The sequence below is a fragment of the Pseudomonas sp. GZD-222 genome, assembly GCF_049310525.1.
In the GTDB taxonomy this organism is placed as follows: Bacteria; Pseudomonadota; Gammaproteobacteria; order Pseudomonadales; family Pseudomonadaceae; genus Aquipseudomonas.
In genome coordinates, this window is sequence record NZ_JBMOWO010000073.1 from 1 (window position 1) to 18,038 (window position 18,038).

The 18,038-nt window shown below is 60.9% G+C and carries 9 protein-coding genes; 5 read left to right on the plus strand and 4 right to left on the minus strand.

The features are described from left to right. Positions 1-81 precede the first annotated feature (81 nt). Positions 82-966: a DMT family transporter gene (locus tag ACO6VD_RS13980; protein ID WP_422419835.1), complete on the plus strand. Its 885-nt coding sequence runs from the start codon at positions 82-84 to the stop codon at positions 964-966. A 6-nt stretch (positions 967-972) separates the two neighbouring features. Here ACO6VD_RS13980 and ACO6VD_RS13985 read toward each other — a convergent pair whose 3' ends face one another. Continuing rightward, positions 973-1,257 carry a SelT/SelW/SelH family protein gene (locus ACO6VD_RS13985; RefSeq protein ID WP_045185899.1) on the minus strand — a complete coding sequence of 95 codons (285 nt, stop codon included), beginning with the start codon at positions 1,255-1,257 and terminating at the stop codon, positions 973-975. Positions 1,258-1,326: 69 nt separating this feature from the next. On the opposite strand from ACO6VD_RS13985, the gene ACO6VD_RS13990 reads away from it, so the two are divergent. Continuing rightward, positions 1,327-3,516: a patatin-like phospholipase family protein gene (locus tag ACO6VD_RS13990; RefSeq protein WP_422419836.1), complete on the plus strand. Its 2,190-nt coding sequence runs from the start codon at positions 1,327-1,329 to the stop codon at positions 3,514-3,516. A 6-nt stretch (positions 3,517-3,522) separates the two neighbouring features. On the opposite strand, the gene ACO6VD_RS13995 is transcribed toward ACO6VD_RS13990, so the two are convergent. Together ACO6VD_RS13995 and recQ are read right to left on the minus strand one after the other, a co-directional pair. Continuing rightward, positions 3,523-3,957 carry a MarR family transcriptional regulator gene (locus ACO6VD_RS13995; protein WP_422419837.1) on the minus strand — a complete coding sequence of 145 codons (435 nt, stop codon included), beginning with the start codon at positions 3,955-3,957 and terminating at the stop codon, positions 3,523-3,525. Positions 3,958-4,074: 117 nt separating this feature from the next. Continuing rightward, on the minus strand, positions 4,075-6,210 hold the full coding sequence (gene recQ, locus ACO6VD_RS14000; protein ID WP_422419838.1) for a DNA helicase RecQ: 2,136 nt from the start codon (positions 6,208-6,210) through the stop codon (positions 4,075-4,077). A gap of 246 nt (positions 6,211-6,456) precedes the next feature. Here recQ and ACO6VD_RS14005 point away from each other — a divergent pair, with 246 nt between their 5' ends. Further along, entirely contained in the window at positions 6,457-7,050 is a 594-nt protein-coding gene (locus ACO6VD_RS14005) for a YecA family protein (RefSeq protein WP_107025720.1), read from the plus strand. Between the two features lie 10 nt (positions 7,051-7,060). After that, positions 7,061-7,426, plus strand: coding sequence for a YbaN family protein (locus ACO6VD_RS14010; protein WP_422419839.1), 366 nt, complete (start codon positions 7,061-7,063; stop codon positions 7,424-7,426). Positions 7,427-7,533: 107 nt separating this feature from the next. On the opposite strand, the gene ACO6VD_RS14015 is transcribed toward ACO6VD_RS14010, so the two are convergent. Further along, positions 7,534-16,128 (minus strand): retention module-containing protein, encoded by an 8,595-nt coding sequence (locus ACO6VD_RS14015; RefSeq protein ID WP_422419840.1) that lies wholly within the window; start codon positions 16,126-16,128, stop codon positions 7,534-7,536. Positions 16,129-16,645: 517 nt separating this feature from the next. Here ACO6VD_RS14015 and ACO6VD_RS14020 point away from each other — a divergent pair. Beyond that, positions 16,646-18,019, plus strand: coding sequence for a TolC family outer membrane protein (locus ACO6VD_RS14020; RefSeq protein WP_422419842.1), 1,374 nt, complete (start codon positions 16,646-16,648; stop codon positions 18,017-18,019). Positions 18,020-18,038: the final 19 nt, after the last annotated feature.

Here is an 18,038-nt window from a genome sequence, read left to right on the forward strand (position 1 = left end):
TTTTTTCGGGGGGGAGAACCCCCTTCTCCTCTGTGGGGGGGTTCCTCCCCCCCCCCGATACCGTTGTCTGAAGGGATCACTATGAACCACCGCACTGCCCTCGGCGCCCTGCATATCGGCGCACTGTTCTTCGGCCTGACTGGCGTCTTCGGCAAATTGGCCCAGGCGGCGCCGTCGATCATCGTCTTTGGCCGCGCGGCCTTCGCCGTACTCGCGCTCGGCCTGTTCGCCCGTGTTGCACAAAAAGCCTGGCAACCACTGCAGGCTCAGGACTGGCGGCGCTTGCTGTTGGGCGGCGTGCTGCTGGCGGGCCACTGGGTGAGTTTCTTTATTGCGGTCAAAGTCGCCGGCGTGGCAATTGCCACCCTGGGCTTTGCCAGCTTTCCCGCTTTTACCGTGATCCTTGAAGGCTTGCTGTTTCGTGAACGAGTGCGCAGCAACGAGATCATCCTGGTGCTGCTGGTGAGTATCGGCTTGATCCTGGTCACCCCGGACTTCGACCTGGCCAGCCAGGCCACCGGCGGATTGCTCTGGGCCTTGCTGTCAGGCTTGTTGTTCTCGTTACTGTCCCTGACCAACCGCGCATCCAGCGCACGTATTCCGGCGGTGCAGGCGGCGCTGTGTCAGAACGCCGTGGTTGCGCTGTGCCTGTTGCCAGCCGCTGCCCCGGCACTGGCCGATGTCTCGGCGATGGACTGGCTGTGGATCGGCCTGCTCGGGGTGTTCTGCACCGGCGTCGCGCACAGCTTGTTCGTTGCCAGCCTTGCGGTGATCAAGGCGCGCACCGCCGCAGTGGTGTTCGCTCTGGAGCCGGTCTACGGCATTGCCCTGGCCTGGCTGATCTTCGCCGAAGCGCCGACCCCGCGCATGCTCTTGGGCGGTGCGCTGATCATTCTCGCCATCGTTATCTCCAGCCGCCTCGCCGCCAGCAACCAGGCCCCCAAGGCGACTGTCGTCGAAGGCTGATGCCGATCAGGGTCGATCGCTGTGACCGAGGTCGCGCTGCGGATCGATCTGGTCGCGCACCCGTTGCTTGAGTACCTTGGCTTCAGGGAAGCCGCCGTCGGCCTTGCGTTCCCAGATCTGCACACCGTCGCAGGTAATCCGGAAGGTGCCGCCCGTGGCGGGCTCAAGGGCCACTCGGGCGAGATCGTCGCTGAAGGTGCTGAGCAGTTCCTGGGCCAGCCAGGCGGCACGCAGCAGCCACTGGCACTGGGTGCAGTAGGTAATGACGATTTCGGCTTTGTGGGCATTCATGAGTAACAGTTTCCTGACAGGCGGTCGCGCTTATACTAGCGGTCTTTAGCCTTAGCTCCGAGAGCCAAGATGCACCGTTTGCTGTTGAGTCTGTTGCTGATCGCCGTTTCCTTCCCGCTCCTGGCTGCCGAACCCCCACGACCGAAAGTTGGCCTGGTGCTGTCTGGCGGTGCCGCCCGTGGCCTTGCCCATATCGGTGTGCTCAAAGCGCTGGAGGAGCAAGGCATCAAGGTCGATGCCATCGCCGGCACCAGCATGGGCGCCGTGGTGGGCGGCCTGTATGCCTCCGGCTACAAGATCGATGAGCTGGAGAAGCTCGCCTTGGGTATCGACTGGCAGCAGGCGCTCTCCGATGCCCCACCGCGTAAGGACGTGCCATTTCGGCGCAAACAGGATGACCGCGACTTCCTGGTCAAGCAGAAGCTCAGCTTCCGCGACGACGGCAGCCTTGGCCTGCCGCTGGGGGTGATTCAGGGGCAGAACCTGGCCCTGCTGCTGGAGAGCCTGCTGGCCCACACCAGCGATACCCGTGACTTCGACAAACTGCCGATCCCTTTTCGCGCCGTGGCCACCGACATCGCCAGTGGCGAAAAAGTCGTGTTCCGTCGCGGCCACCTGCCCCAGGTGATTCGCGCCAGTATGTCGATTCCTGCGGTATTCGCCCCGGTCGACCTGGATGGCCGGCTGCTGGTCGATGGCGGCATGGTCGACAACATTCCCCTGGATGTCGCCCGCGAGATGGGCGTGGACGTCGCCATCGTGGTCGACATCGGCTCGCCGCTGCGCGATCGCAAGCAACTGGCGACCGTGGTCGACGTGCTCAACCAGTCGATTACCCTGATGACCCGACGCAACTCCGAAGAGCAATTGGCCAACCTGCACCGCGACGACATCCTGATCCAGCCGCCGCTGGCCAGCTATGGCGTCACCGATTTTGGCCGCGCCGAGGAAATGATCGACGCCGGTTACCGCGCCGCCCGTGCCCTGGACGCGCGCCTGGCGGTACTCAAACGCCCCGACAACAGTGATGCCGAACTGAATGTCGCCCGTTCGCCGAGCCAGCGCACGCCAGTGATCACTGCGATCAGGATCGAGAACGACTCGAAAGTCAGCGACGACGTGATTCGCTTCTATATCCGTCAACCCATCGGCGAACCCCTGGAGCTGGGACGCCTGCAAACCGACATGGGGACGCTGTACGGTCTCGACTACTTCGACCGGGTCCAGTACCGGGTGGTGCACAAGGGTAACGACAACACCCTGGTGATCAACGCCCGCGGCCGCCGCGGCGGTACCGATTATCTGCGTCTGGGCCTGAACCTGTCGGATGACATGCGCGGTGACAGCGCCTTCAACATTGGCGCCAGCTATCGGGTCAACGGCATCAACGAACTGGGCGGCGAGTGGTTGACCCGCGCGCAGATTGGCGACCAGCAGGAGCTTTACAGCGAGTTCTATCAGCCGCTGGATGCCGGCTCCCGCTACTTCATCGCGCCTTATCTGGACCTCGGCTCGCAGAACATCGAAGCCACGCTGGAAGACGACCCGATTGCCGAATACCGCCTGCAACGTTACGGCTTCGGCCTCAACCTGGGCCGACAGATCGGTAACAGCGGTGAAGTGCGCTTCGGTGTTGGCCAGGCCTGGGGCAATGCCGAAGTACGTATTGGTGACCAGGACCTGCCGCACTTCAGTTTCAACGAAGGTTTCTACGAGCTGAAGTATTCGTTCGACACCCTCGACAATGTCTACTTCCCACACAGCGGTGAGGACATCAGCCTGACCCTGCGCCAGTTCGAACCGTCCCTTGGTTCAGACGATCGATACCGGCAATGGAACCTCAAACTGGACAAGGCCCTGAGCAGCGGCGCCAATACCTGGGTGCTGGGGACCCAATATGGCCGCACACTGGATGACGCCGAAGTGGTCACTTCAAGCTTTGTTCTCGGTGGCGCCCGGCAGCTCTCGGGCTTTCGCCAGGACTCGGTGTCCGGGCAGAACATGAGCCTGATGCGCATGGTCTACTACCGCCGCCTGACACCACGCGCCTATCTGCCGCTGGACTTCCCGCTGTACGTGGGCGGCTCGCTGGAGCGTGGCCGGGCCTGGAACAATGACAACGAATTCGACAGTGGCTACATCAATGCCGCCAGTATTTTCGTTGGTTTCGAAACGCCGTTGGGCCCGTTGAACTTCAGTTACGGGGCCAACAGCGAGAATCAGAAGGCGTTGTACCTGAACCTGGGTCACACCTTCTGAGGCAGGTCAGGACTTTTCCAGGTTGGCCAGGATGCGCGCGTGAACCTTCATGCACACGCGCAACTCCTCTTCGTCGACACCGCTGAAGAGTTCGACGCGCAAGGCATTGGCAATGGTTTCAATCTGGTCGATCAGCGGTTTGGCCGGCGGGCACAAATGAATTTTCTTCGCGCGCCGGTCTTCCAGTACCGCCTGGCGACGTACCAGCCCCTGGGACTCGAGGCTGTCGAGCAAGCGCGCCAGGGTCGGGCCTTCTACGCCAACACTCTGGGCCAGCTCGCGCTGGGTGGGCGCGTCGTCGAAACGGGCCAGGTGCAGCAGCACCAGCCAGCGGGCCTGGGACAGGTTGAGCCCGGCCAGGCGGCGGTCCAGTTCGGCGCGCCAGCCCCGCGACATCTGGGCCAGCTGCATTCCGAAGCGGTGTTGATCGTTCAACGGCATAGAAAACTCATCATCAGAACTAATTATTAGTCAGCTAACCATGCTCCTGCGCAACAGGCAAGGCTCCTCACGGTTCTATCAGTCTGACAATCGTTATAAAAGATGACAAAACGCCGCTTACATCTCGAATTCAGCGGCTAATGCCGCCCGCACGCAGTACAGCACCCCTTCCGGCACACGGGCGCCGAACTGCTCGGCAATGGCCGATACCGGTGGTAATTCGCCCTCACCATCGAGGAACGCATCCTGCACTTCGGCCAGCAGGTCTTCCGGCAGATCCAGGGCCTGCTCCAGCGACAGCTGCTGACGGCCAATGGCCTCGGCAAGCATGCTGTAGACATTCTTTTCGCTGCAGTTCAATTGCCCGGCAATTTGCGCCGGGGTCATGCCGGCGCGGGCCAGGCTGGTCAGCTCGTGGCGCAGGTCGGCAACCTGCGGTGGCGCCTCGGCAGCACCGCCGAGCACGTCGAGGAACGCCGCACCGTAACGCTCCAACTTGCGCGCACCGACGCCACTGACCTGAGCCATTTCGCTGAGGCTGGTCGGCTGGCTGCGCAGCATCTCCAGCAGGGTCGAGTCGGGGAAGATGACATAAGGCGGCACACCGTGCTCCTCGGCCAGCTTTCGTCGCAGGGCACGCAGCGCTTCCCATTGTTCGCGCTCGTCGCCACGCACCAGCTGGCTGGCCGGACTGCCGCCGCTGCCGCTGCTTTTGCTGCTGGTCTGCGGCTTGAGGTCACGGCGCAACTCCAGGCTCACTTCACCGCGCAACAACGGCCGACAGGTGTCGGACAGGCGCAAGCCGCCATAACCCTCAAGGTCGATATCGGCCAGGCCGCGCGCAACCAACTGACGGAACAGCGAGCGCCAATCACCTTCGGAGCGAGCCTTGCCGACACCATATACGGCGAGTTTTTCATGACCGAAATTGCGGATTTTCTCGTTGTCGCGCCCCAGCAACACATCCACCAGATGGCCAACACCGTAGCGCTGGCCGGTGCGGTATATCGCCGACAGGGCCTGACGCGCAGGCTCGGTCGCGTCCCAGGTCTGCACGCCGTCGATGCAGTTGTCACAATGCCCGCATGGTTGGGGCAGTTCTTCATCGAAGTAGTTGAGCAGGATCTGGCGGCGGCAGCGCGTCTCTTCACAGAGGGCGAGCATGGCGTCGAGCTTGTGTTGCTCGATGCGTTTGTGGCGCTCATCACCCTCGGAGTTCTGCAGCATCTGCTTGAGCATGACCATGTCCTGCAGCCCGTACGCCATCCAGGCGTCGGCCGGCAGGCCGTCACGTCCGGCGCGGCCGGTTTCCTGATAGTAGGCTTCCAGCGACTTGGGCAGGTCCAGGTGGGCAACAAAACGCACGTTGGGTTTGTCGATGCCCATGCCGAAGGCGATGGTGGCGACCATGATCAGGCCTTCCTCATTGAGGAAGCGGCGCTGGTTGGAAGCGCGGGTCTCGGCCGGCAGGCCGGCGTGGTAAGGCAACGCCGGAAAGCCCTGTTCGCACAGGTAAGCGGCGACATCGTCGACCTTCTTGCGCGACAAGCAGTAGACAATCCCGGCATTACCACGACGCTCGCCGAGGAACGCCAGCAACTGCTTGCGTGGCTGCTCTTTGGGCACGATGCGGTAGAAAATATTCGGCCGGTCAAAACTCGACAGGAAACGCTCGGCGTTCTGCAGGTGCAGGCGCGTGACGATTTCTTCGCGGGTACGCATGTCTGCGGTGGCGGTCAGGGCAATACGCGGTACCTGCGGGAACAGCTCGGCCAGTTGCCCCAGTTGCAGGTACTCGGGACGGAAGTCATGCCCCCATTGCGATACACAATGCGCCTCGTCAATCGCGAACAAGGCAATATCCAGCGTGCGCAGGAAGTCCAGCATGCGTGGCTGCACCAGGCGCTCCGGCGCCAGGTAGAGCATCTTCACCTCGCCACGGCGAATGCGCCCGGCCAGGTCACGCTGCTGCTCCGCGCTCAGGGTCGAGTTCAACGACGCGGCAGCCACCCCCAGTTCGTCAAGGGTGGCGACCTGGTCTTCCATCAGCGCGATCAGCGGTGAGACCACCACGGCCAGGCCCGGACGCAACAGCGCCGGCACCTGAAAACACAGGGACTTGCCGCCCCCAGTGGGCATCAACACCAGCGCATCGCCACCCTTGGCTACGCATTCGATGATCGCCCCCTGGCGCCCTCGAAAGCTGTCATAGCCGAAGATGTCCTTGAGGACGCGCTGAGCCTGTTCGAGCATAGAAACTCCATAAATCGCAGAACCATCCTGGCCACAGGCTGGATGAAAACCTTCCCCGCCACACCTGAAAATGCGTAAGCGGCTTTTACCTGGCCCGTCTTTACGGCGCGGCCAGGTACAAAAGCCGGGCATTATACCCGAGCGTCGCCTTGCACAGGGCGCTCTGCGATAGGCGTCATCCTTTGCCTCGCAAGGGCTGCAAGATGCTAGAATTCGATCATCGTTTATTCCCAAGGTAGCCCTGTAATGTCCTTCGCCGAGCAATTGAACCGCCTGCAAGCCTTCCTCGACGCCGACGAGCTGCACGAAGAAGCGCTGGACTACGTTGCCGCCCACGGCTACCTGACTGCATTGTCGATTGGTACCGAGGCGGTTCCCGAGCGCGAATGGATCGATGCCCTGTTCGCCGAAGAGCCGCATTACAAGGATGCCGCTCAACGTGAAGAGATCGAAGCCACGCTGATCCAGCTCAAGGCGCACATCGCCCGCCAACTGGCCAGCGACGAAGAATTCGAGCTGCCGTGCGACCTGGACCTGGGCGACGAGCCGGACGATTCCGACCTGCGCGGCTGGTGCATCGGTTTCATGGAAGGCGTGTTCATGCGCGAAGAAGCCTGGTTCGAGACCGCCGAGGAAGAAGTCAGCGAAATGCTCCTGCCGATCATGGTCGGTTCCGGCCTGTTCGACGAACAGCCTGAGTTCGCCGACATCGCCAGCGACGCCAACCTGATGGACGACATGATCGTGCAGATCCCCGAGGCCCTGACCGCGCTGTACCTGCTGCAGCATGCGCCAGACGAAAAGCCTGCACCTGCATTGCTCAAACCACGCCACCACTGAGTCGGCGTCAATGCGCTACCTGCTGCTGGCCACCGGCTGGCTCAGCGTCGCGCTGGGAGTGATCGGCATCTTCCTTCCGGTGTTGCCGACCACTCCATTCCTGCTTCTGGCTGCGGCCTGTTTCGCCCGCAGTTCGCCGCGCTTTCACCATTGGCTGGTCAATCATCCGCAGCTTGGCCCGTGGATTCGTGATTACCTCAGTGGCGAAGGCATTCCGCTCAAAGGCAAGGTGTACGCGATCGGCCTGATGTGGCTGAGCATCGGCCTGTCGTGCTATCTGGTGCCACTGTTCTGGGCGCGTGGGTTCATGCTGACCAGTGCAGTGCTGGTCAGCATTTACATCCTGCGGCAGAAGACCTTGCGTCGTCCGTCCTGAGTCAGCCTGTAGGAGCGGATTTATCCGCGATGGACTGCGTAGCAGGCCCATTTACGGGGCCGCTGCGCGCCCCATCGCGGATAAAATCCGCTCCTACACGCTGCCGCTTACACCGTATCCACCTTCAACGAATGATCATTGAGCATGCCGTTGATAATGGTCGCGGTATCCTGCCCGGCGGCAATCACCCCGCCCGCCCCCGCTGTCACCCCATAGTGCTGAGCCAGGTTGACCCCGGCCAGATCGATGATCTGGGTCGGCGCGGCTCCCGCTACCGCACTCACTTCAATGGTCGATATCACCCCCGAGCCGCTGCCGGTAACTTTGAAGTGCAGGTAATCATCCAGCGATGCCGAGGTTGCATTCTCACCTTGCAACAACTGCGACAGGTCCAGGCGGTCAGTACCCGGGGTGAAGTCGGTGACCACATCGTGGCCACTATTGCCCTGTTGCCAGAGGAAGGTATCGGCCCCCGTGCCCCCTGACAGGGAGTTGTTCCCCTGGCCACCAATCAGTACGTCATCACCGCCGCCACCACTCAAGGTGTCATTACCTTTGCCCCCCATCAGCAGGTTGGCACTGCTGTTACCGATCAGATTGTCGTGATAGTCCGAACCGATCAGGTTCTCGATCGATGCCAGGGTATCGGTCCCTGCGCCGCCGGTGTTTTGTCCACCGGCCAGGTTCAGGTTGACCGTCACGGCACTGGACGCACTGGCATAGCTGGCGGTGTCGATACCTGCGCCACCATCGAGCAAGTCATTGCCCAAGCCGCCAATCAGCAGGTCGTTGCCATTGCCACCATTGAGGGAGTCATTGCCGTTGCCGCCGACCAATACATCGTTGCCCTCACCACCGTTGAGCGTCGTCGCGGTATTGGCCGCGACCAGGACATCATCATTAATGGTTCCGCTGAGCGTATCGCCCGCCTGGTAAGTGATGTCGACAGCGCCTGTACTGCTGCCGCCATGGCCGTCGCTCAGGTTGTAGCTGCCGTGGTGCTGGGCGGTGCTGTCCTGCGCATCGGCGTAATTGATGTTCATGGTCAACTGATAGTTCTCGAACCCGTTTGCGTTACCGCCGCTGAGATTGCTCCTGTTCATCAAATGAATGCTGTAAACCCCGTCATGGCTGGCGGTGAAGCTGCCGCCATCGGCAATCGTCTGGTAGCTGCCGCCGGCATCCTTCCATTCCATCAACAGATTGTTATTGGCCAAGAGATTGTGATCGAGCGTGAGCTTCTCACCCTGCTTGAGGGTGACTGTGATCACGTCTTCGTCATTGTTGTTGGCGCTCACCCCACCCAGGAAGCCGCTGACGATCACCGCTGCAGCCATCGACGACGCCTGTCCGGTGAACGCACTGCGGGCAATGTTGAGCTGCTGGTTGGCAGCATTGTTGGCATTGGTGCCGGAAAAGGTGATGGTTGGCGCCGTACTGCCAATCTTGAAGTCGGCCCCGCGCGCCGCCCAGCCGGTGTTGAAGGTGGTCGACGCAGCATTGAGCGGATCATGGTTGGCGTCGCTGTCATTGGCCAGCAATGCCTCACCCGGCACATTGATGCTGCTCGACAGCACGTTGGTGATGACATGGTCGGCGCCCGCCAGCGGAGCGTTGTTGGAGTAGACGTTGATCAGCAGATTGGCGCTGCTGGTGTCGCCGTCATTGTCACTCACCACAAAGCCGATCTGCTCGACCTTGCTGTTGCCAGTGTCCCTGGGCGGTGTGTAGGTGAACTCGCCGGTGTCCATGTCCACCACGATACTGCCACCCTGCACGGTTTTCACGGTGATGCTGTTGGTAGCGGTATCGAAGATGCCGCGATCCGCCGCACCACTGGTGGCGTAGGAGCCCGCACCGGACTTACCCAGCGGATCAAAGGTGTAGGTGGTGCCGTCGATCAGCAACGACTTGATAAAGCCACCGTCGGCACCGAATTCGCCGCCGCTCATCAGGCTGCCGGTAATCGGCGCCCCCTGTACAGTGCCAGACAGCACTGCATTGAGCTGATTGAGGTCGGTGACAATGTTGGCGTTGGTGTTGGTATGAGTACTGCCGTCATACGCCAGGGGATTGAGATTCCCGGCGTTGACACCGGTCCCCAAGCCGATTGCGTAGGACTTGATCCCGTTGGCATCGAGAAACTCCTTCCAGGCAGTCTCCTCCGTTGCATTCATCCCTTCAGAAGTACTTGATGGCTCGCCGTCCGAGAAGAAGTAACCGACATTCTGCGCACCTGTCAGCTTGCCACTGGTAGCGAACGCATTTTGCGCGCCCGTCACCGCTGCGTCGTAGTTGGTACCACCGTTGGCACTGAGGCCTGCAACGATAGCCTTGGCGTCGGCGACCGATACCCAGCTGGTTTCCTGCACTGATGAGCCGGAACTGAAGGTGACAATCTGCACTTTGACGTCGCCCATCTCGTCGTACTTGTCGAGCAAGGCGCTGATTGCCTGCTTGGCGAGCTGCAGTCGGGTCAAGCCAGACACGCCGGACTCATAGTTCATGCTGCCGGATACATCGATGGTCAACAGCAGGTTCGAGTCGACTTGCCCTGTGGTCACCGAACGTTCGGCGCCCTGCGCCGACGGTACGTCATCGATGATATTCACATCGATAGTGGCCGTCTTGGTGCTGCCATCGGTATCCGTCGCCTTCACAGTGATCGGCTCGTTAAGGCTATTGGTACCGTTGGCGTTCTGGTGACTTTCACTGTCCTTCAAGGTGTAGGTGTAATTGACCACCCCGGTACTCGGGTTGTAGCCGGTGATGGTCAGTGAGTTGCCCAAAGGCGTCACGCCTGTTTGCGGGATACCGTTGACCACCCCGCCACTGACCAGGGTAATGCTGCCCACGGTCAGGGTCTGCAGGCCGTCAGGCGCCGTTACGGTGAAACTGCCCGAGCGGGTCAGCGCCGAATCATCGGGGCTTGTGCCGTCACTGAGGTTCTTTTCGTAAACGGCGTGCTCGCCGCCATTGAGGTCAAGTCCGCCAATGGTCACCGGGTTGTCCTGGCTACTGACATTGAGCGTCAAGGTCGCTTTGCTGGTGTCGCCGTCGGCATCCTTGAGGGTGTAGGTAAAAGTCTCGATGCCGCTACCGCCACCGTGCAGGTAGATGAAATCCGGATCGCTAGTGTGCAGCGTATAGGTGTAGGTGCCGTCGGCCGCCAGCGCCAGGGTGCCGTATTTTCCCTCGATGGACTGCGGAACAATCGGCCCGCTGGTGATGCGGTCGGCGCCCTGGATGTCGTTGTCGAGAACATTGCCGGTGAGGGTCAGTTGCGCTTCCGTGGCCGTGGTGGCGTTGGTGTCGTTCACTGCATTGGGCACATCGTCGACGATGTTGATGTCGATGGTGGCCTTGCCGGTGCTGCCATCGGTATCGGTGGCGACCACCTCGATTTGCTCGACCAGGGTGGCGCCGTTAGCGCCCGTATGGCTTTCGTTGTCCACCAGCGTGAACGTACCGACCACCACACCGGTGCTCGGGTCGTAGCTGTGGATGGTCATCGAGTTGCCCAGCGGCGTGGTCCCGGTCAGCGGCAAGCCGCTGACGACACCGCCACTGACCAGGGTCAGGCCACCGATGACCAGCGATTGCAGACCATCCGGTGCGACCACGGTGAAGGTGCCACCCTTGGTCAGCGCCCACTGGTCCGGGCTGCTGCCGTCGCTGAGGTTTTTCTCATAGAAGGTCAACTCGCCGCCGCAGAGGTCCAGACCATGGATCACTACCGGGTCGTTGAGGTTGCTGACGTCGATCTTCAACGTCGCCTTGCTGCTGTCGCCGTCCGCGTCGTTGAGGGTATAGGTGAAGGTTTCGGTACCGCTGCCGCCACCCTTGAGGTTGATGAAGTCCGGATCATTGGCATTCAGCGTGTAGGTGTAGGTGCCGTCGGCGGCCAGCACCAGGGTGCCGTATTTACCGGTGATGGTTTGCGGGGTGATCGGGCCACTGGTGATGCGGTCGGCACCTTGCACATCGTTGGTCAGCACGTTGCCGGTCAGGGTCAGTTGATTCTCAGTGGCCGTGGTGTCGTTGGTGTCATTTATTGCCTTCGGCACATCGTCGACGATATTGATGTCGATGGTGGCCTTGCCGGTGCTGCCATCGGTATCGGTCGCGACCACCTCGATTTGCTCGACCAGGGTGGCGCCGTTGCCGCCCGTATGGCTTTCGTTGTCCAGCAAGGTGAACGTACCGACGACCACACCGGTGCTCGGGTCGTAGCTGTGGATGGTCATCGAATTGCCCATCGGTGTTGTGCCGGTCAGCGGCAAGCCGCTGACGACACCGCCACTGACCAGAGTCAGGCCACCGATGACCAGTGACTGCAGGCCATCCGGTGCAACCACAGTGAAAGTACCACCCTTGGTCAGTGCCCACTGGTCCGGGCTGCTGCCGTCGCTGAGGTTTTTCTCGTAGAAGGTCAGCTCGCCGCCACAGAGGTCCAGACCATGAATGACCACCGGGTCATCGAGGTTGCTGACGTCGATCTTCAACGTTGCCTTGCTGCTGTCGCCGTCAGCGTCATTGAGGGTGTAGGTGAAGGTTTCGGTACCGCTGCCACCGCCCTTGAGGTTGATGAAGTCCGGATCGTTGGCATTCAGCGTGTAGGTGTAAGTACCGTCGGCCGCCAGCACCAGGGTGCCGTATTTACCGGTGATGGTTTGCGGGGTGATCGGGCCGCTGGTAATGCGGTCGGCGCCTTGCACATCGTTGGTCAGCACGTTGCCGGTCAGGGTCAGCTGATTCTCGGTGGCCGTGGTGGCATTGGTGTCGTTCACGGCATTGGGCACATCATCGACGATGTTGATATCGATGATGGCCTTGCCGGTGCTGCCATCGGTATCGGTCGCGACCACCTCGATTTGCTCGACCAGGGTGGCGCCGTTAGCACCGGTATGACTTTCGTTGTCCAGCAGCGTGAACGTACCGACGACCACACCGGTGCTCGGGTCGTAGCTGTGGATGGTCATCGAGTTGCCCAGCGGCGTGGTGCCGGTCAGCGGCAGGCCGCTGACAACGCCACCACTGACCAGGGTGAGGCCACCGATGACCAGCGATTGCAGACCATCCGGTGCGACCACGGTGAAGGTGCCACCCTTGGTCAGCGCCCACTGGTCCGGGCTGCTGCCGTCGCTGAGGTTTTTCTCGTAGAAGGTCAACTCGCCGCCGCAAAGATCCAGGCCATGGATCACCACCGGGTCGTTGAGGTTGCTGACATCGATCTTCAACGTCGCCTTGCTGCTGTCGCCGTCCGCGTCGTTGAGGGTGTAGGTGAAGGTTTCGGTACCGCTGCCACCGCCCTTGAGGTTGATGAAGTCCGGATCGTTGGCATTCAGCGTGTAGGTGTAGGTGCCGTCGGCGGCCAGCACCAGGGTGCCGTATTTACCGGTGATGGATTGCGGGGTGATCGGCCCGCTGGTGATGCGGTCGGCGCCTTGCACATCGTTGGTCAGCACATTGCCGGTCAGGGTCAGTTGATTCTCAGTGGCCGTGACAGCGTTGCTGTCGTTCACCGCCTCGGGCACATCATCGACGATGTTGATGTCGATGGTGGCCTTGCCGGTACTGCCATCGGTATCGGTGGCGACCACCTCGATTTGCTCGACCAGGGTGGTGCCGTTGCTGCCTGTATGGCTTTCGTTGTCCAGCAAGGTGAACGTGCCGACCACCACTCCAGTGCTCGGGTCGTAGCTGTGGATGGTCATCGAATTGCCGAGCGGCGTGGTGCCGGTCAGCGGCAAGCCGCTGACAACGCCACCACTGACCAGGGTCAGGCCACCGATGACCAGCGATTGCAGACCATCCGGTGCGACCACGGTGAAGGTGCCACCCTTGGTCAGCGCCCACTGGTCCGGGCTGCTGCCGTCGCTGAGGTTTTTCTCGTAAAAGGTCAGCTCGCCGCCGCAGAGGTCCAGACCATGGATCACCACCGGGTCGTTGAGGTTGCTGACGTCGATCTTCAACGTCGCCGTGCTGCTGTCACCGTCAGAGTCGTTGAGGGTATAGGTGAAGGTTTCGGTACCGCTGCCACCGCCCTTGAGGTTGATGAAGTCCGGATCGTTGGCATTCAGCGTGTAGGTGTAGGTGCCGTCGGCCGCCAGCACCAGGGTGCCGTATTTGCCGGTGATGGTTTGCGGGGTGATCGGGCCACTGGTGATGCGGTCGGCACCTTGCACATCGTTGGTCAGCACGTTGCCGGTCAGGATTACTTGTGCTTCCGTGGCAGGCGTCGTGTTGAGATCATCGACGGCGTTCGGCGTGTCATCGACGATTTTCACATCGATCGAACCCGAGGCACTGCTGCCATCGGTGTCGGTGGCCACTACCGTGAAACTCTCGCCCAAGGTCGAGCCGTTGCCCGTGGTATGCGCTTCGTTGTCGAGCAGCGTGCAGGTGTAAGTCACCACACCGGTGGCGGGGTTGTACCCGGTGATGGTCAGGGTATTGCCTTCCGGGGTGGCCGCCGACTGCGGGAAGCCGACCGCGCTGCCGCCGGTCACCACGGTAATGCCGCCAACGGTCAGGGTTTGCAGGCCATCCGGCGCGGTTACCGTGAAGCTGCCGCCCTGGGTCAGGGCCGCGCCGTTCGGGTTGCTGCCATCGCCGAGATTTTTCTCATGGACGGTCAGCTCACCGCCTTCGACATCGAGGCCGTTGAGGGTTACCGGATCGTTGAGGTTACTGACGTTAAGCACCAGGTTGGCGGTCGAGCTATCGCCATCGGCATCCTTGAGCGTGTAGGTGAAGGTCTCGATGCCGTTACCACCACCCTTCAGATTGATGAAGTCCGGGTCGCTGGTGTTCAGCGTGTAGGTGTAGGAACCGTCGGCGGCCAGCACCAGGGTGCCGTATTTACCGGTGATGGATTGTGGGGTGATCGGACCGCTGGTGATGCGGTCGGCGCCCTGCACATCATTGGTCAGCACATTGCCGGTCAGGGTAAATTGCGCTTCCGTGGCAGGCGCCGTGTTGAGATCGTCGACGGCGTTCGGCGCGTCATCGACGATGTTCACATTGATCGAACCCGTGGCGCTGCTGCCATCGGTGTCGGTGGCCACTACCGTGAAACTCTCGCCCAGGCTGGTGCCGTTGCCGGTGGTATGCGCGTCGTTGTTGATCAGGGTGTAGGTATACGAAACCACACCGGTGCTGGCGTTGTAGCCGGTAATAGTGAGGGTGTTGCCTTCCGGGCTGACCGCCGACTGCGGGAAGCCGACCGCGCTGCCGCCGGCCACCACGGTTATACCGCCCACAGTGAGAGATTGCAGACCATCCGCTGCCTGCACCGTGAAGCTACCACCCTGGGTCAACGCCGGATTATCGGGGCTGCTGCCGTCACCGAGGTTTTTCTCATGAACGGTCAGCTCACCGCCTTCGAGATTGAGGCCATTGAGCGTTACTGGATCATTCAGGTTGCTGACATTGATCTTCAGCGTCGCCGTGCTGCTGTCGCCGTCGGCGTCGTTGAGGGTGTAGGTGAACACTTCGACACCGCTGCCACCACCGTGCAGGTTGATGAAATCCGGATCAGCAGGATTCAGCGTATAGGTGTAGGAACCGTCAGCCGCCAGCACCAGGGTGCCGTAGGTACCCGTGATGGTTTGCGGGGTGATGGGTCCGCTGGTGATGCGGTCAGCGCCCTGACTGTCGTTGACCAGAACGTTGCCGGTCAGGGTCAGCTGAGCCTCGGTGGCAGGCGTTGTATTGAGATCGTCGACAGCGTTCGGCGCATCATCGACGATGTTCACATCAATCGAACCCGTGGCGCTGCTGCCATCGCTGTCGCTGACCACCACCGTGAAGCTCTCGCCCAGGCTGGTGCCATTACCCGTGTTATGCGTATCGGCACCGGTCAGGGTGTAGCTGTAGCTGACCACACCGGTCGCAGCATCGTAGCCGGTAATGGTCAAAACGTTACCCAGCCCGGTGGTGATGGATTGGCCGACTCCGGTCACCACACCGGCCGTGACGACATTGATGCCACCGACATTCAGGTTGAAGACCCCATCCTCGGCAACCACGGTAAAGCTGCCGGTCCGGGTCAGGGCTGCAGGATCACTGGCCGAGCCCTGCGCCAGGCTGGCTTCATTCAGGGACAGCTCGCCACCCGTTGCTTCCAGCCCCTCGAGACTGACCGGGTTGTTCACCAACGGTTGCAGCGATGGCACATCATCGTTGTTGTTGATCTCACCGAGATCAGGTTCGCGCAACTCGGCAAAGCCGTTGAAACCCGCAGTCGGGAAGCCGATAACCGGATCAACCCGGCCGCCCACCTCATTGAGCAGAACAAAAGAGTGACCGCCCCCCAGGGCCCCCGAAGCACTGCCACTGCCCGGACCGGCCGCGGTCGGATCGGCGTCCTGACTCGGGTCGGCGCCGGCAGCGATGGCTTGCTGGAGTTTTTCCACATCGGTCAGTTGCGCCTGACTCGGCGCGTGGGCTTCTGGCGCATCGACATGCGGCGCCTGGCTGGCAAGCAGCTGCGGCGACAGTGCCAGGCTGCTGTCACGGCCCAGGGTTAACTCGGCGCCATTTTGCAGATGGACCGCAATTGCCCCCGCAGCCCCTGTCTGCAATTGCTCGCCGGCAAACAGCCGGTCACCTTCGATCAGCGCCCGACGGGTTCCGTCGCTGGCGACGGCGAAGACCTCTCCGACTACTTTGCTGACAACACCGATTAACTTGGCCATGAGCGCTCTCCTCCGCTGCGGAACGGTTTTTCGCAGAAAAGCACTCTGAATCTCGCGTGATTGGCCCGCTGCGCCTGCCTTGAACGACTACCTGACAAACGCTAAAGGCGAAGGTGGATTTCAATGAAATCAACACCTTCGCATTCCAGACTCCCAGTGAACGTGGAAAACGACGTGGCCACTTGGCATCTGCCAAAAATTTGTCGCCAAATCTGATCTTCCTCCATCCCCTCCGCTACATCCGTGCCCTTTGCCGCAAAAAATACTGAACTTGTTTCCGACGCCCGAAAAATGCACCCCAGCGCACAATCAACGGTCGCCTTGATATGAACAATGTCGTGGATTCCTTAGACCGCATAAGTTTTTTTTCGCATAACCCTTATGAAAATTTCTTCTTAGCTCGCCTTATAAATGTTCTTAGCTCTGTTGTTACAAGCCTGAAACGGTTTGCCCTTAAAAATTCGTCACTTTTTTGACGACAGCAATACATAAATTAGAAATCAGGGAGAAGTACCCCATGCGCGTTTTGACCCCCATCACCGGCGCAATTCTATTGGCCATGGCGTGTGCCAATGCCCAGGCGATGTCGATTACGGAAGCTGTACAAAGCGCCGTGGACCAACATCCTGAAATCAACGCCAGCCGCAACAATCGCTTGTCCGCCGACGAAGACGTCAATGTTGCCAAAGGCGGTTGGTACCCTCGCGTCGACCTGGTTGCCGGCTACGGTCGGCAGAAGTCGGATAACACCAACACGCGCTTCACCAATCCCGACGGCACCTCCAATCACAACAAGGAAACACTGAATTACACCCAGTCCGACCTGCGCTTGCGGCAGATGCTGTTCGATGGCTTCAACACCCCGAACGAGGTCGCTCGCACTGAAGCTGTGGTCAACTCCCGTGCCTACTACACCCAGGCAACCGCGCAGAGCATCGCCCTGCGCGCCATCGAGGTTTACCTGGAAGTACTCAAGCGTCGCGAACTGGTGACCCTGGCCACCAACAACCTGCAAGCCCACTTGCGCGTCAACGACCAGATCGGCTTGCGCAGCGAACGCGGCGTGGGCAGCACCGCCGACCTTGATCAGTCGACTGCGCGTCGCGCGCTGGCAGAAAACAACCTGTACACCGCCGAAGTCGACCTGGCGGACGCCGAGGCCAATTTCTACAGCGTTATCGGGCGCGTTCCCGACGAACTGGAAACCCCGGTCACCATCAAGGGCGAAATGCCTGCGAGCCTGCTGGACGCGCGCCAGGACATGCTTGAACACAACCCCTACCTGAAGTCGGCCCAGGCTGACGTGCAAGCCGCCGAGCAACAGTACGAAGTGGCCAAGTCGCCGTTCTATCCGCGTCTGGATGCGGTGTTGGCCACTGGTGCCAACAACAATACGGCAGGCCAGGTCGGTCACGACAACAACGACTGGCAAGCCGGCGTCGAGCTGAGTTACAACCTGTTCCGTGGCGGCAGCGACAAGGCCCGCCTGCAGTCGGACGCGCACAAGATCAACCAGGCGATGGACATCCGCAACAATGCCTTGCGCACCCTCAACGAGGACCTGGCCCTGTCGTGGAACGCCATGACCAACGCGCGCAAACAAACCCCGACCGCTCGTGAATACGCCGACACCACCACCCGTGTGCGCGCGGCCTACCAGGATCAGTTCGGTCTCGGCCAACGGACCCTGCTCGACCTGCTCGACAGTGAAAACGAGCTGTACAACGCCAACCGCCGCTACACCGAAGTGCGCTACATCGAGGAGTTCTCGATGTACCGCGTACTGTCCAACATGGGTGAGCTGCTGAACAAGCAGCGGATCTCGTTACCGCCTGAAGCCATTGCAAAGAGTGAAGTGAGAAGCGAAGCACGTTTGCCCGATATGCGCTAAGCCTCAACCCTCTGCAGGA